This window comes from Serratia sp. K1WW1, from assembly GCF_055790865.1.
Map to the genome: position 1 here is coordinate 1,803,084 of NZ_CM147697.1, position 12,936 is coordinate 1,816,019.

Annotated in this window: 11 protein-coding genes and 1 riboswitch; of the genes, 9 read left to right on the forward strand and 2 right to left on the reverse strand. The window is 56.5% G+C overall.

The features are described 5' to 3' along the window. Nucleotides 1-150 precede the first annotated feature (150 nt). A riboswitch (M-box (ykoK) riboswitch) is annotated at nucleotides 151-321 on the forward strand. Nucleotides 322-380: 59 nt separating this feature from the next. The 6 genes from ACX9GU_RS08250 (at nucleotide 381) to ACX9GU_RS08275 (ending at nucleotide 8,251) form a co-directional block, all read left to right on the forward strand. Continuing rightward, a complete protein-coding gene (locus ACX9GU_RS08250) occupies nucleotides 381-1,391 on the forward strand; it encodes a magnesium transporter (protein WP_473194427.1) in 1,011 nt (336 codons plus the stop codon). Nucleotides 1,392-1,582: 191 nt separating this feature from the next. After that, entirely contained in the window at nucleotides 1,583-2,011 is a 429-nt protein-coding gene (locus tag ACX9GU_RS08255; protein WP_473194428.1) for a hypothetical protein, read from the forward strand. Nucleotides 2,012-2,081: 70 nt separating this feature from the next. Then, entirely contained in the window at nucleotides 2,082-2,402 is a 321-nt protein-coding gene (locus ACX9GU_RS08260; RefSeq protein ID WP_473194429.1) for a copper-binding protein, read from the forward strand. 10 nt (nucleotides 2,403-2,412) lie between these two features. Then, nucleotides 2,413-3,669 (forward strand): TolC family protein, encoded by a 1,257-nt coding sequence (locus ACX9GU_RS08265; protein ID WP_473194430.1) that lies wholly within the window; start codon nucleotides 2,413-2,415, stop codon nucleotides 3,667-3,669. Then, nucleotides 3,669-5,111: an efflux RND transporter periplasmic adaptor subunit gene (locus ACX9GU_RS08270; RefSeq protein ID WP_473194431.1), complete on the forward strand. Its 1,443-nt coding sequence runs from the start codon at nucleotides 3,669-3,671 to the stop codon at nucleotides 5,109-5,111. The genes ACX9GU_RS08265 and ACX9GU_RS08270 overlap by 1 nt, the downstream gene beginning before the upstream one ends. Continuing rightward, nucleotides 5,108-8,251 carry an efflux RND transporter permease subunit gene (locus ACX9GU_RS08275; protein WP_473194432.1) on the forward strand — a complete coding sequence of 1,048 codons (3,144 nt, stop codon included), beginning with the start codon at nucleotides 5,108-5,110 and terminating at the stop codon, nucleotides 8,249-8,251. Before ACX9GU_RS08270 ends, ACX9GU_RS08275 begins: the two co-directional genes overlap by 4 nt. Before the next feature lie 293 nt (nucleotides 8,252-8,544). Here the strand turns inward: ACX9GU_RS08275 and apbE are convergent, their stop codons facing one another. Then, a complete protein-coding gene (gene apbE, locus ACX9GU_RS08280) occupies nucleotides 8,545-9,576 on the reverse strand; it encodes an FAD:protein FMN transferase ApbE (RefSeq protein WP_473194433.1) in 1,032 nt (343 codons plus the stop codon). Between the two features lie 145 nt (nucleotides 9,577-9,721). On the opposite strand from apbE, the gene ACX9GU_RS08285 reads away from it, so the two are divergent. Together ACX9GU_RS08285 and ACX9GU_RS08290 are read left to right on the forward strand one after the other, a co-directional pair. Then, entirely contained in the window at nucleotides 9,722-10,837 is a 1,116-nt protein-coding gene (locus ACX9GU_RS08285) for an SLC13 family permease (RefSeq protein ID WP_473194434.1), read from the forward strand. Between the two features lie 48 nt (nucleotides 10,838-10,885). Then, entirely contained in the window at nucleotides 10,886-11,338 is a 453-nt protein-coding gene (locus ACX9GU_RS08290) for a rhodanese-like domain-containing protein (protein ID WP_473194435.1), read from the forward strand. Here ACX9GU_RS08290 and flk read toward each other — a convergent pair. Continuing rightward, complete coding sequence (flk, locus tag ACX9GU_RS08295) at nucleotides 11,335-12,360, reverse strand: flagella biosynthesis regulator Flk (RefSeq protein WP_094982006.1); 1,026 nt, start codon at nucleotides 12,358-12,360, stop codon at nucleotides 11,335-11,337. The two genes, ACX9GU_RS08290 and flk, sit on opposite strands and share 4 nt — an antisense overlap. A 180-nt stretch (nucleotides 12,361-12,540) precedes the next feature. On the opposite strand from flk, the gene ACX9GU_RS08300 reads away from it, so the two are divergent. Continuing rightward, nucleotides 12,541-12,909 (forward strand): copper resistance protein, encoded by a 369-nt coding sequence (locus tag ACX9GU_RS08300; RefSeq protein ID WP_473194436.1) that lies wholly within the window; start codon nucleotides 12,541-12,543, stop codon nucleotides 12,907-12,909. Nucleotides 12,910-12,936 lie beyond the last annotated feature (27 nt).

The following is a 12,936-nucleotide window of genomic DNA, read 5'->3' on the forward strand; positions in this document are numbered from 1 at the left end:
CGTTTTTCGTTTAATTTAGCCTTCACCGGGAAGGATAATAAAGTAATCAGGTTAGTTTTTGGCCCGAAAAATAAATAACACCTCAACAAAATTACCATTTTTCCTATACGAATAACCAAACCAGTCATAATGCCCACGCTTTATCTAGCTTTACGATCTCGTTATGGCGAGGCTCCTATACGAACACAAGTTACCGCTCTAATGGCATCGAGAGAGGCCACCAAGGGTAAAACAAGCATTAGCCGAATCAAGGCATTGCTAAGGTAACTTCCCCCTGGGGATACGTTGTATAGTGCTAAACCCAAGACGTGGGGATCGGCTTTCGCTGTCCTGTCTTGTCGCCTCTATGAGACTCCATCTTTCAATCGGGAGTATCTAGAATGTCACATGTTGTATTGCAAGACCTTTACCAAAACGCCAACTTTGAAGACGACGCCATCGCGCGTTATATGAACAAGAAAGTCTCTGTTCTACATCAAGATCTTTACGTTGGCGAAGCCAGGAAAATATTCGTTAACCAACTTTCCAACGACGATATTCCCGCACAAATCTTTATTGAAGATGGCACCAAACTGGTGGGGGTTCTTTCTGTTAAACGTTTATTGCAGGAAGAACATAATGGCGAGCGTATCAAGGATATGATGGAGACCACCTTCTTCCATGTAAAACCCACGGACGAACGCGAACATATCGCCAAACTGGTGGACAATAATAATTTAGATATTGTGGCGGTGGTCGATAATGGCCGTTTGGTCGGCTGCTTAACCGAGCGGGAAATCGCGCAGATTATCGAGGATGAAAACACCGAGGATGCCCATATGCAAGGGGCAAGCCTACCGCTGGATAAGCCTTACCTTGAAATGAGCTCCTTCGAGCTGTGGAAAAAACGTAGCGTGTGGCTGCTGCTGCTGTTCGTCGCCGAGGCTTATACCAGCACGGTTATTCAGCATTTTGAAGAGTCATTGGAAGCGGCGATTGCCCTGGCCTTCTTTATCCCGCTATTGGTGGGTACAGGTGGTAACAGCGGCACGCAAATCACCTCTACCATTGTGCGGGCCATGGCCTTGGGGGAGGTCCGCATGCGCGATTTGGGGCGCGTGCTGAGCAAGGAAATGACTACTTCGATCATGATCGCGTTAACGCTGGCCTGTGCTGGTGCATTCCGTGGTTGGATGATGGGTATCGGCTATGAGATTACGCTCATTGTGAGCTTGACCCTGGTTTGTATTACGCTGTGGGCCGCGATTGTCTCTTCCGTGATCCCAATGGCTCTGAAACGCTTCGGTGTGGATCCTGCCGTAGTCTCCGCCCCGTTTATCACCACGCTGATAGACGGCACCGGCTTGATCATCTACTTCAAAATAGCCCAGTGGACCTTGGGGCTGAATTAATAATGCAAACCGGCGAAAGCCGGTTTTTGCTATGATTAACGGGATTTTTAAGCTGTGTAGTTGACTGAAATCAAAGCATTTTCAGTTTATAGGATCGTTCCGAGGCGGCTTTGTCAGCGGGTGTAAATTCCGTTCCTGTGACGGTTTTCTGCCGATATACTCAGCACAGTTTCTTACTCTGGAATTTTTGCATGTCGGCTTTGGCGTCCATCTCAATATCTATGCATCGGTTGCGCTTCGCCAAGAAGCGGGCTGCAGCATGGCTATTGGCCGTCTGCTGGCTACTGCTCAACAGCCAACTGGCGATCGCCAGCCATCACTGCAACCTGCAACTCACCACCGTTGCGCCAGCCGCGCAGCATACGATGCATATGCAGGCCGCCGATCCGCTAACCAATGAGATGATGCAGGCCGAAGGGCCGCTGTGTGAAAAGCACTGCGTTCCAGATACGGCACAGCAAGACCACGGTAATCTTGCCCTGGCGGCAGTAATACCTGCCAGCAGTGAGCTGTTGGTTGCCGATCCTCAGCCCCAGGCACAGTTTTCCCGCCTCGATTGGCAAACCCCTCCGATAGCAGGCCCGCCGGCAGAGATCGTCTTCTGCCGCTTCCGTGAATAGCCAAACCAACCGCTTTGCCGTCCAGCACGGTGACCTGAGTTGTTTTTGTCTATTCTATGGAGCTATCGTTATGCGTAATCTGATCACTGCCGTTTTCATCTCTCTGATGTTCTCTTCATTCGTCTCCGCTGCGGAGATGCAACATCACCAACATGCCAGCCAAGACACCGCCGTCTATCACTCTAAAGGGACCGTTAAGGCCTGGGGTGAGCAGAAAGTGTCGCTCGCCCACCCAGCCATCCCTGCCTTGAACTGGCCGCCGATGACCATGAATTTCCTTCAGCCCCAGCCGCCATTGCCTGCCTTGGCTGCCGGGGCTGCGGTGGAGTTCAGCTTCCGTCAGGTTGACGGCGGCTATCAGCTGACCGCCATCCGCGCCAGCCAAGACTAACGGGGGCACCATGTCCAGACTACTTTCTCACCCATTGCGGGTGGGCTGGCTGCTGCTCGCCTGTTGGACGGCGAGTGCGCAGGCAACCGGCCTGACGTTGGAGCAATCGCTGGCGGCGGCGGAGCGCTATTCCGCCGAGCTTTCGGCCAACCAGCATCAGGTGAATGCGTTGCAAAACATGGCGGATTCGGCGATGGAGCTGCCCGATCCCAAGCTGAAATTCGGCATTGAAAACGTGCCGGTGCAAGGCGGTAGCGCCCGGCGCTTGACCCGTGACGGGATGACCATGGAGCGGGTTGGCATCATGCAGGACTATGTCAGCAGCACCAAACGCCAACGTAAGGCGGACACCCTGCGTGCCGAGGCCAATAAAACCGAAGCCAACAGTGCGACAATCCGCGCCCGTTTGCAGCAGCAGACGGCACAGGCCTGGTTGGAACTGGCGCTGAGCCAGCAGACGCTGAAAGATGCTACGGCTTTGCTCAAAGAAAGTGAAAAGCAAATCGCCGCCCAACATGCCGGAGTGGCCAGTGGCAGTTCGCCCGCCGCTAACGTCATCGATGCTCGCTTGACGTTGTTGGCGATGCAGGACCGACTCAGCGAGGCGCAGCGTGACGTCACCATCGCCCAGGCGCGCTTGACCCAGTTGACCGGGCAACAGGTGGAGGGGATCGGTGGTCCATTGCCACGCTTCGAGCGTCTGCCCGCCGAGAGCAACCTGTTGCGACAAGCGATAAAACAGCACCCTGAAGTGGTGCAGGCCAGCCGTGAGGCCGATGTGGCCAAGGCGCGATCGGCGCAGTCCGAGGTGGCCGCCATTCCGGACGTGGGCATAGAGGTGTCGTATGGCAAACGGGCCGATGGCTATGAGGATATGGCGGGCGTGATGTTTACCGTCGATCTGCCGCTGTTCCGCTCCCAGCGGCAGGATAAGGACTATGCCGCCGACGTTTCCCGCTCGATGGAGGCCAACGATCAGTTGACGTTATTGATCCGCGATCATCAGGCCCAGTTAGATACCCTGCTGGCGCAGTATCAGGCCGCGCAGGCGCAATGGCAGCGTCAACAGCAGCAAGCGATCCCGCTGCAACAACAGCGCGTGGCACTGCAACTGGCGCAATACCGCAGTGGCAAAAGCGATCTCTCCTCGGTGTTGGAAGCGCGCCGGGCCTTGCTCGATAGCCGTCTGAGCGCCGGTAAGGCCGCGCGTGAATTGGCGCAGCTATGGGCCGCCATCCGTTATCTCACCGTGCAGGAGGCAATGTAATGAAAATGCGTTTTAGCCTGACGCTGTTAGCCGCCTTATTGGGCGGCGCTATGGGCGGTTACTGGTTTGCCGGGGAAAGAACTGCGGCGCAACCTGCTAGCGGCGGTGCCGAACGGCAGGTGCTGTATTGGTACGATCCGATGGTGCCAGGCCAGCGTTTTGATAAGCCGGGCAAATCGCCGTTTATGGATATGGAACTGGTGCCACGCTATGCCGATGAGCAGCAGGATGACGGTGGTGTCACCATCAGTGCCCGCCAGCAGCAGAATCTGGGCGTGCGTACCACGGCTGCACAACTGCGTGAACTGAATTTGCAGCTTGATGCCTATGGCAGCGTTGCCACCGATGAACGTGGCGTGCAGGTTATTGCCGCCCGGGCCAATGGGCTGATAGACAAACTCTATGTGCGTGCCAGCCAGCAGCAGGTAAAGAAAGGGCAAGCGCTGGCACAACTGTGGATCCCGGACTGGAGTGCTGCACAGCAGGAATACCTGGCGATCCGCAAACTGGGCGATAGCGCACTGACCTCTGCCGCCCGCCAGCGTCTGGCATTGCAGTTTATGCCTGAAGCCATCATTCGCCAGGTTGAACGCAGTGGCCAACCCCAGACCCGCATTACCATTACCGCCCCGGAGAGTGGATTTATCAACAAGCTGGACGCACGGGAAGGGATGCAGGTCACCGCGACGCAGGGCCTGTTTGAGTTGGCCAGTCTCGATCCTGTGTGGATGGTGATTGATTACCCGCAGGCGCAGGCCGGGCTGTTGCAGGTTGGCGATGCGGTGGCAGCCAGCTCCGCCAGTTGGCCGGGTGAACGTTTTACTGGCGAGGTTAGCGAGCTGCTGCCTAATGTCGATCCGCTTACCCGCACCTTTAAAGCGCGTATCGTGCTGAAAAATCCCCAACAGCGCCTGAAGCCGGGCATGTATTTGCAGGTGCAACTGGCTCAAAACGCTGGGGCCAAGCCGGTGCTGGCTATCCCGCAGGAAGCGCTGATCGGCAGTGGCGATCACAACCGGGTGCTGGTGGCGGAAGGGAACGGCCACTTTGCTCCGGTTGACGTGGTCGCCGGCCTGGCACAGGACGGCTGGGTAGAAATCAAACAGGGTCTGCAAGCAGGGCAGCAGGTGGTGACTTCAGGCCAGTTCCTGATTGATTCCGAAGCCAGCATGCGCAGCGCCTTGCCACAGATGACCGCGCAGGAGGGGGTAAAACAGTATCAGACGCTGGGCGTAGTCGAGGCGGTGGATAATGATACCGTCACGCTGTCGCACGATCCGGTCGCAGAGTTGCAGTGGCCCGCGATGACCATGGATTTCACCTTGCCAGCGGGTGGCTTACCCGCTGGGATTGGCATCGGCAGCAAGGTGATGTTCCACTTTAGCGTGGATGAAAACGGCTCGCACATCAGCCAGATCATGCTGCAAGGAGGCCAACAATGATCGCCTCCGTGATCCGCTGGTCGATACGCAATCGCCTGTTGGTATTGCTGGCTTCGATATTGCTGGCCGGGTGGGGCGTATGGGCGTTGCAGAAGGCACCGCTGGATGCGCTGCCCGACCTCTCTGACGTGCAGGTGATCGTCCGGGCGACCTACCCGGGCAAGGCGCCGCAGGTGATTGAAGATCAGGTGACCTACCCGTTGACCACCACCATGCTGACGGTGCCGGGAGCCAGCACGGTGCGGGGCTTCTCGATGTTCGGCGATGCCTACGTCTACATTCTGTTTGAAGACGGTACCGATCCTTACTGGGCGCGTTCGCGGGTGTTGGAGTCACTCAGCCAGGTGCAGTCCTCTCTGCCCCCGCAGGTCAAAGTGGCGCTGGGCCCGGATGCAACCGGCGTTGGTTGGGTTTATGAGTATGCGCTGGTCGATCGTACTGGTAAACACAGCCTGGCGGATCTGCGCGCTTTGCAGGACTGGACGCTCAAGTTCGAGCTGAAAACCGTGCCTAACGTCGCGGAGGTGGCCAGCGTTGGCGGCATGGTGCGGCAATATCAGGTGATATTAAATCCGCAAAGTATGCGGGCGCTGAATATTACCCATCAGCAGGTGGTGAGCGCCATTCAGGATGCCAACCAGGAAGGCGGCGGTGCGCTGCTGGAAATGGGGGAGGCTGAGTTTATGGTGCGCACCTCCGGCTACCTGAAAAAACTCGCCGACTTTAATAACGTGGTGATCACTGCGCGTGACGGTGTGCCGATCCTGCTGTCGCAGGTGGCAGAGCTACGTGAAGGGCCGGAAATCCGCCGTGGCGTGGCGGAGCTCAACGGTGAAGGTGAAGTGGCTGGCGGCATTGTGGTAATGCGCTACGGTAAGAATGCGCTGGAAACCATTAATGCGCTGAAGGCCAAGTTACAACAGCTTCAGCACACCTTGCCGCCGGGCGTGGAGATCGTGCCGGTTTATGACCGATCGCAACTGATCGAGCACGCGATCGATACGCTGTCATTTAAGCTGTTGGAAGAGTTCCTGGTGGTCGCGGTGGTGTGCGCCTTGTTCCTGTCCCACTTTCGTTCGGCGCTGGTGGCGATGGTGACTTTGCCGCTGGGGATCCTGGGCGCTTTTGTGGTGATGCATTATCAGGGCGTTAACGCCAACATCATGTCGTTGGGAGGGATCGCCATTGCCATCGGCGCGATGGTGGATGCGGCGATTGTGATGATCGAAAACATGCACAAGGTGCTGGAGCAGTGGCGGCAACGTCATCCCGGCCAGCAGCCCACCTCAAAAGATTATTGGCACATCTCAGAGCAGGCGGCGGTTGAGGTTGGCCCTGCGCTGTTCTGTAGTCTGTTGATCATCACCCTGTCGTTTATCCCGGTGTTTTCGCTACAGGCACAGGAAGGGCGGATGTTTTCCCCGCTGGCGTTCACCAAGACCTATGCGATGGCGGTATCGGCGGGGTTGGGTATCACGCTGGTGCCGGTGCTGATGGGCTATTTTATCCGGGGCCGCATTCCGGACGAACATGCCAATCCGATCAATCGTTGGTTGATCCGCATGTATCAGCCGTTGCTGGCGGCGGTGCTGGCACGGCCTAAAACCACCCTGGGGATTTCCGCTCTGCTGTTGGTGCTGACCTTATTCCCACTCAGCCGCCTGGGCAGCGAGTTTATGCCACCGCTGGACGAAGGCGATCTGCTGTATATGCCTTCGACGCTGCCGGGGATCTCTGCCCGTGAAGCCGCACGGCTTCTGCAACTGACCGACCGCTTGATCAAAACCGTGCCGGAAGTGGACACGGTCTTTGGCAAGGCCGGGCGGGCGGAAACGGCAACCGATCCGGCCCCGTTGACCATGCTGGAAACCACCATTCGCTTTAAGCCCCGCGACCAGTGGCGGCCCGGCATGACGATGGACAAACTGGTGGCCGAACTGGACAGCGTGGTCAAGGTGCCCGGCATTGCCAACGTCTGGGTGCCGCCGATCCGTAACCGTCTGGATATGCTGGCGACCGGCATCAAAAGCCCGGTAGGCATCAAGGTCAACGGCAGCAATATTGCCGATATCGAGCAGGCAGCCAGCCAGATCGAACAGGTGGTGAAGCAGGTTCCAGGTGTGACTTCCGCGTTGGCGGAGCGCCTGGCCGGAGGGCGCTATGTGGATATTGATATCGATCGCCAGCGTGCGGCGCGTTACGGCGTTTCGGTGAAAGAGCTGCAATCGGTGGTCGCTACGCTGGTGGGTGGGGAAAATGTTGCTGAAACCATTGAAGGGCGCGCGCGTTATCCAATCAACGTTCGTTATCCAAGGGAGATCCGTGATTCGCTGCAAAAGCTGCGTGAATTGCCGGTGGTGACGGCGACCGGTGGGCAAGTACCTTTGGCAGAACTGGCGGATATTCGCATCACCGAAGGGCCACCGATGCTGAAAAGCGAGAATGCCCGGCTTTCGGATTGGATCTATGTCGATCTGCGCGGGCGCGATTTGAAATCGGCGGTGGAGGAGATGCAGCAGGTGGTGGCACAGCAGGTGAAGCTGCCTGCCGGGGTTTCCCTCAGTTGGTCCGGGCAGTTTGAGTATCTGGAACGCGCCAGCGCCCAGTTGAAGATTGTGCTGCCGGTAACGCTGGCGATCATCTTTGTGCTGCTGTTTGTCACCTTCAACAGCGTGAGCGATGCGCTGCTGATCATGGCGACGCTGCCGTTTGCGCTGATAGGTGGGGTCTGGCTGTTGTATCTGCTTGATTACAACCTGTCGGTGGCGGGGGCGGTGGGCTTTATTGCCCTTGCCGGGGTGGCGGCGGAGTTTGGCGTGATTATGGTGCTGTACCTTAATCAGGCGCTGGCGAAACATCGTCAGCCCGGCCAGCCGTTGAGTCATCAGCAACTGATGGCGGCGATTAGCGAAGGGGCGGTGCTGCGCGTCAGGCCGAAGGTGATGACGGTGGCGACCATTATGGCCGGTTTACTGCCGATTATGTGGGGCGGCGGTGCAGGCTCAGAGGTGATGCAGCGGATTGCCGCACCGATGATTGGCGGCATGGTGAGTGCGCCATTGCTATCGATGTTGGTGATCCCGGCGGTGTATTCGCTGCTGCACAGAAAGGATGAAAAACCTGGTGCTGAGGCAGAGTAGTCGGCCCCTCACCCCAACCCTCTCCCACAGGGAGAGGGAGCTGTCCGTAGTTGTGGCAAGGTGCCGTGATTAATCTGTTGGTTGGTTAAAAGACAGTTGATTTAGTGCCATGGTCAGGTAAGTTTCTATAACGAATAACGAATAACGAATAACGAATAACGAATAACGAATAACGAATAACGAATAACGAATAACGAATAACGAATAACGAATAACGAATAACGAACTCGATCGGTCCCCTCTCCCTGTGGGAGAGGGTTAGGGTGAGGGGTAATACGCTGATTTTAAAGGTCCTACTGCACCAAAAATGCCTTAAACTGCGGAGTCATCACCGCGCTGAAGCCGTCATCGGTTTTGCTGATCAAATACACCGCCAGTCCTTTCTCTTCGGCCAGTTTCAGCGCTTTTTCCGTACCCAGCACCATCAACCCGGTATCCCAACCATCGGCCTCCAACGCCGTAGGGGCAATCACCGTAACGGAAACCAGTTTATGGGTGATAGGCCGCCCGGTGACGGGATCGATCACGTGGGAATAGCGCTGGCCATCCTGTTCGAAGTAGTTACGGTAACTCCCCGCAGTGCTAATGCCGTAGCCTTGCAAATCCACCAGCGCCTGCACCGCATTTTCTCGGTCGGTGGGCTTTTGGATCGCCACCCGCCAAGGCTTGTTCTGGCCATTCACGCCGCGTGATGAAACGGCACCACCCACCGAGACCAGATAGTTGGTGATGCCTTTGCGCGCCATCAACTGGACCAACTGATCCACGCCGTAACCTTCGCCCAGCGTGGAGAGATCGACATACATCTCCGGCAGATCTTTTTGCAGCCATTCACCCCGGCTGTCGCTCAGCAGTTTCAGATGCTGCAAGCCAATATGCTGACGGGCTGCATCGATTTGCTGCTGGCTAGGGACTTTGACGGCCCGCTTATCCGGGCCGAAACCCCACAGGTTAACCAACGGGCCGACGGTGATATCCATAGCACCTCCGGTATCTCGGCCAATGCGCTGAGCGGTGAGGATGATATCGGCCATTCCACGGGGGATGGGCTGCGGATCGGCAGTGGTGTTCTGGTTGAAGCGGGATAACACCGAATCGGGGCGGTAAGTGGAAATATCGTCGTTGGCCTGCTCCAGCAGCGCATCGATCTCCTGCTGCAATTGTTGTTTGCTCTCGGTGATAGTGCCGCTGACCTTCACGCTATAGAACGTCCCCATGGTTTTGCCTTCGATGTCGATCTGGGGGCGGGTGTTGGCATCGTTACAGGCGGCTAGTAGCATCAGCGCCGCGCTCAGCAGCAGACTTTTGGCAATGGAATTGGCCATAGAAAATCCTAAAAGCAGGGAAAGACGACGGGTATAAAACAAAATACGACAAATGGAAAGGGCAACGTGCTTTTTTACTGGCGTAATTCAAGAGCTTCGGCTAACGTCGTTTTCCAGCCTTAGCTTGAAAAATAAGAGTAAATCCATGAGTTCAAATGCGGTGACCAGTTTGTTGAGGCCATTTTTGCATGACCGCTTCCTGCATGCGTTGCTGCTGATGGGGATGCTGCTGTACGCCATTGGGCCACAGCCGCTGAGGGCACTCTCTGGCTTTATCGATTGGCGCACCATCATGACCCTGCTGGGGTTGATGCTGCTGACCAAAGGCGTTGAGGTTAGCGGCTATTTCGATTTTATCGGCCGCCAGATCGTGAATACCCTGCAAAGTGAACGCTCACTGGCACTGTTTCTGGTGTGTGCCGCTGCGGTGCTGTCGTCGTTTCTCACCAACGATGTGGCGCTGTTTATCGTGATCCCGTTGACCATTACGCTGAAAAAGCTCTCTTCATTGCCGATAAGCCGCCTGATTATCTTCCAGGCACTGGCGGTTAACGCCGGGTCGTTGCTGACGCCGATTGGCAATCCGCAGAATATTTTGCTGTGGAGCAAGTCTTCGCTGACCTTTATGGAGTTTATCGGGCGCATGGCACCGTTCGGCATTATCATGATGCTGAGCCTGCTGGTGGTCACCTGGTTCAGTTTCCCGGCGCGGAAAATTGTCAAAGCCCCGAACACCCAACCTTATCCTTATCAAATGCGCCTGTTGCTGGCCAGTGTCGCGCTGTATGTGGCCTTTCTAATCTGCCTGGATTTGGACGTGCCGTTGTATGGCATGTTACTGGTGTTTGCCGGTTTTCTGTTGTTGGCTCGCCAGGTGCTGCTGCAGATTGACTGGAGCCTGATCTTTGTATTTCTCGCCATGTTTATCAATATTGGCTTGCTGACCCAACTGCCGGCGGTGCAACCGCTGTTTGACCAGATTGCCTCGCTGGCGGATGGCAGCGTGTATGCGTTGGGGATCGCTTTATCCCAAGTGATCAGCAACGTTCCGGCGACCATTTTGTTGCTGAACTATGTGCCGTCCAGCGCCTTGGTGGCCTATGCGGTAAACGCCGGGGGATTTGGCCTGGCGATCGGATCGTTGGCGAACCTGATCGCCCTGCGGATGGCGGGGGAACGCCAGATCTGGCTGCAGTTCCATTACTATTCGATACCGTTCCTGGCCTGGGCTACGTTAGTGGGTTGGCTGTTATTGGGTTAATTTGACTCAAGCACTTTGTCATCACTCTTAATGCATTGGAGTTCTATTATGAGCATCTCTTCATTGGTATTGGCCTATCCCCCGGCAACGGCGGCACAAAGCCGGGATTATCTGGCGGCAAAGCTCGCCTTCTACGCCGACTCGGCGGATGTGGCGGAAGATTTGCGCAATGGCGTCAGCGAGATTGTGGTGATCGATACCCGTGCGAGTGCGCTTTACGCCGCCGGGCACATTCCTGGCGCGGTGAGCTTTCCCCATCGATTAATGGATGAAAGCAGCACCTCATCTCTCGATCGTGACAAGGTCTATGTCACCTACTGCGACGGTATCGGCTGTAACGGCTCCACCCAGGGGGCATACAAGTTGGCCAAGCTCGGTTTTCGGGTCAAAGAGCTGATTGGCGGGCTGGATTTCTGGCTACGCGATGGCCATCCGGTGGCCATCGGTGTTGAGCAGGGCACGATGCAGGGGCGGAATAACGCGCCGGAGTGCGGCTGTTAAAACAGCGCCCACAGAACCAATACCAATACGATAACGCCGACAACCAGCGCCAGAGGCTTACTGAATACCGACTGTAAAGGCTGCGGCAGGGCGGCGATTAGCGGGTTAAGCAATGGCTGTGGCTGTTGAACGTCACTGTGTAACGACGGAGCGTGGCCAGCCTTGTCCAGACGGCGGGTAAACAGCTGCTGGATCACGTCGTTTAGCTGCGCGTGGGTCAACGGCGTATTCAGGTTTCCGTTAAAGCGGCTCTGGCAATAGTCATTGAGCTGTTGCTGCTCTTGCTGGTCTGCTGGCTGTTTCAATACCGCCAGCAGATTTTGCAGCGTCGGCGCCGTTTGCGGGCTGAGCGCCAATTTCACCTGCATAAACTGACTAAGCAGTTGGAAGTGGCGTGCGGGCAATGGATCGTTGATTTTTACCCCGACCAGATCGAACAGTGCCTGCCAGAGTTTGGCCGTTGTCTCACCGGTGGCCGCGCTAAGCTTGGTGACCTGCAGCTGCAAGTGCTGATGTTCCGCAGGCAGCAGCGAACGATCGCTGGTGGCCGTTTGTTGCGGGTGTGGGATTGTCAGTTCGCCGGTTTGCAGCAGGTTCAACACTTGCTGGAGCTGTGGGTGGCTCAACTGGCTTAACACCGTATGGCCAAACTGCTGGCGGATAAAGTCGCTGACCGCCTGGCGGTTGTTGCCCTGTGGCAGCAGTTCGGTGAGCTGTTGCAGCAGTTGACGGCTGGCATGGCTCTGTTGTGCCACGCCAAGGCGGTTTTGCAGTAGCTGCTCCGCCGGTTGGAAATGGCGCGCCAACAGTTCGCTGTGGTTATCCGCCCCTAATTCATGACGCAGCGTGGCCCAGATCTCGGCGGATTTGGCCGGGCTGAGGGCCATGATCTTGACGATCAGTTTTTCCAACTGGGTGCGTTGGGCTGGGGAGAGCGGTTGATCGTCGGCAGGGGGGATTTTGCCTGCGGTTGGAGGGTGATCGGCTGCGCCAGGAGCGCCAGGTCCACTTAACGGTTGCATATCACCAGTCCTTCGCAGTGTATAAAGTCGACATACCCGGCGAAAAGCACAGGCTTAATCGCTTATGATACCTGTAATTTCGTGCCATCAATACCGCCGCCAGACATTTCTTTACAGGCCAATCGTTGCTTATCCTGTTTGCGCCGCTAAGATAGGCGCAGAGACGGCATTGAGGGCGTGATGATAAATCGGCAGCGGATTGCAAAATGGTTTTTAACCCTGGCTTGCCTGGTGGTACTGACGTGCCTCACCCAGCGCATGGCGGGCTTGCATACCTTGCAACTGGCCCTTGGCCTGCCCTCTGTCAGCGTCAGCCAATCCGTGGCCAGCGGTGATGAAGAGGCCACCACCACGACCCCCTGTGAGCTGAGTGCCAAATCGTTGTTGGCCTCTTCCCCGGTAATGTTTGAAAACGTGCTGTTTGGCCTGGGGATGTTGCTGGTCCTGTTGACCCCGATCATCGCTCCACGCCTGTCGTTCCCTCCTGTACGCGTTATTTCCCCCCCCACCCTCAGGGTGCATCTGCGATTATGCGTGTTCCGTGAATGAGTTAATCCCTCGCCAAACCGAGTGACT

What these genes read in the sequence shown, in the direction of transcription:
- ACX9GU_RS08255 (WP_473194428.1), top strand. Translation starts at nt 1,583, where the DNA reads ATGTCGGCTTTGGCGTCCATCTCAATATCTATGCATCGGTTGCGCTTC.
- ACX9GU_RS08265 (WP_473194430.1), top strand. Translation starts at nt 2,413, where the DNA reads ATGTCCAGACTACTTTCTCACCCATTGCGGGTGGGCTGGCTGCTGCTC.
- apbE (WP_473194433.1), bottom strand. Translation starts at nt 9,576, where the DNA reads ATGGCCAATTCCATTGCCAAAAGTCTGCTGCTGAGCGCGGCGCTGATG.
- ACX9GU_RS08250 (WP_473194427.1), top strand. Translation starts at nt 381, where the DNA reads ATGTCACATGTTGTATTGCAAGACCTTTACCAAAACGCCAACTTTGAA.
- ACX9GU_RS08290 (WP_473194435.1), top strand. Translation starts at nt 10,886, where the DNA reads ATGAGCATCTCTTCATTGGTATTGGCCTATCCCCCGGCAACGGCGGCA.
- ACX9GU_RS08300 (WP_473194436.1), top strand. Translation starts at nt 12,541, where the DNA reads ATGATAAATCGGCAGCGGATTGCAAAATGGTTTTTAACCCTGGCTTGC.
- ACX9GU_RS08270 (WP_473194431.1), top strand. Translation starts at nt 3,669, where the DNA reads ATGAAAATGCGTTTTAGCCTGACGCTGTTAGCCGCCTTATTGGGCGGC.
- ACX9GU_RS08285 (WP_473194434.1), top strand. Translation starts at nt 9,722, where the DNA reads ATGAGTTCAAATGCGGTGACCAGTTTGTTGAGGCCATTTTTGCATGAC.
- ACX9GU_RS08275 (WP_473194432.1), top strand. Translation starts at nt 5,108, where the DNA reads ATGATCGCCTCCGTGATCCGCTGGTCGATACGCAATCGCCTGTTGGTA.
- ACX9GU_RS08260 (WP_473194429.1), top strand. Translation starts at nt 2,082, where the DNA reads ATGCGTAATCTGATCACTGCCGTTTTCATCTCTCTGATGTTCTCTTCA.
- flk (WP_094982006.1), bottom strand. Translation starts at nt 12,360, where the DNA reads ATGCAACCGTTAAGTGGACCTGGCGCTCCTGGCGCAGCCGATCACCCT.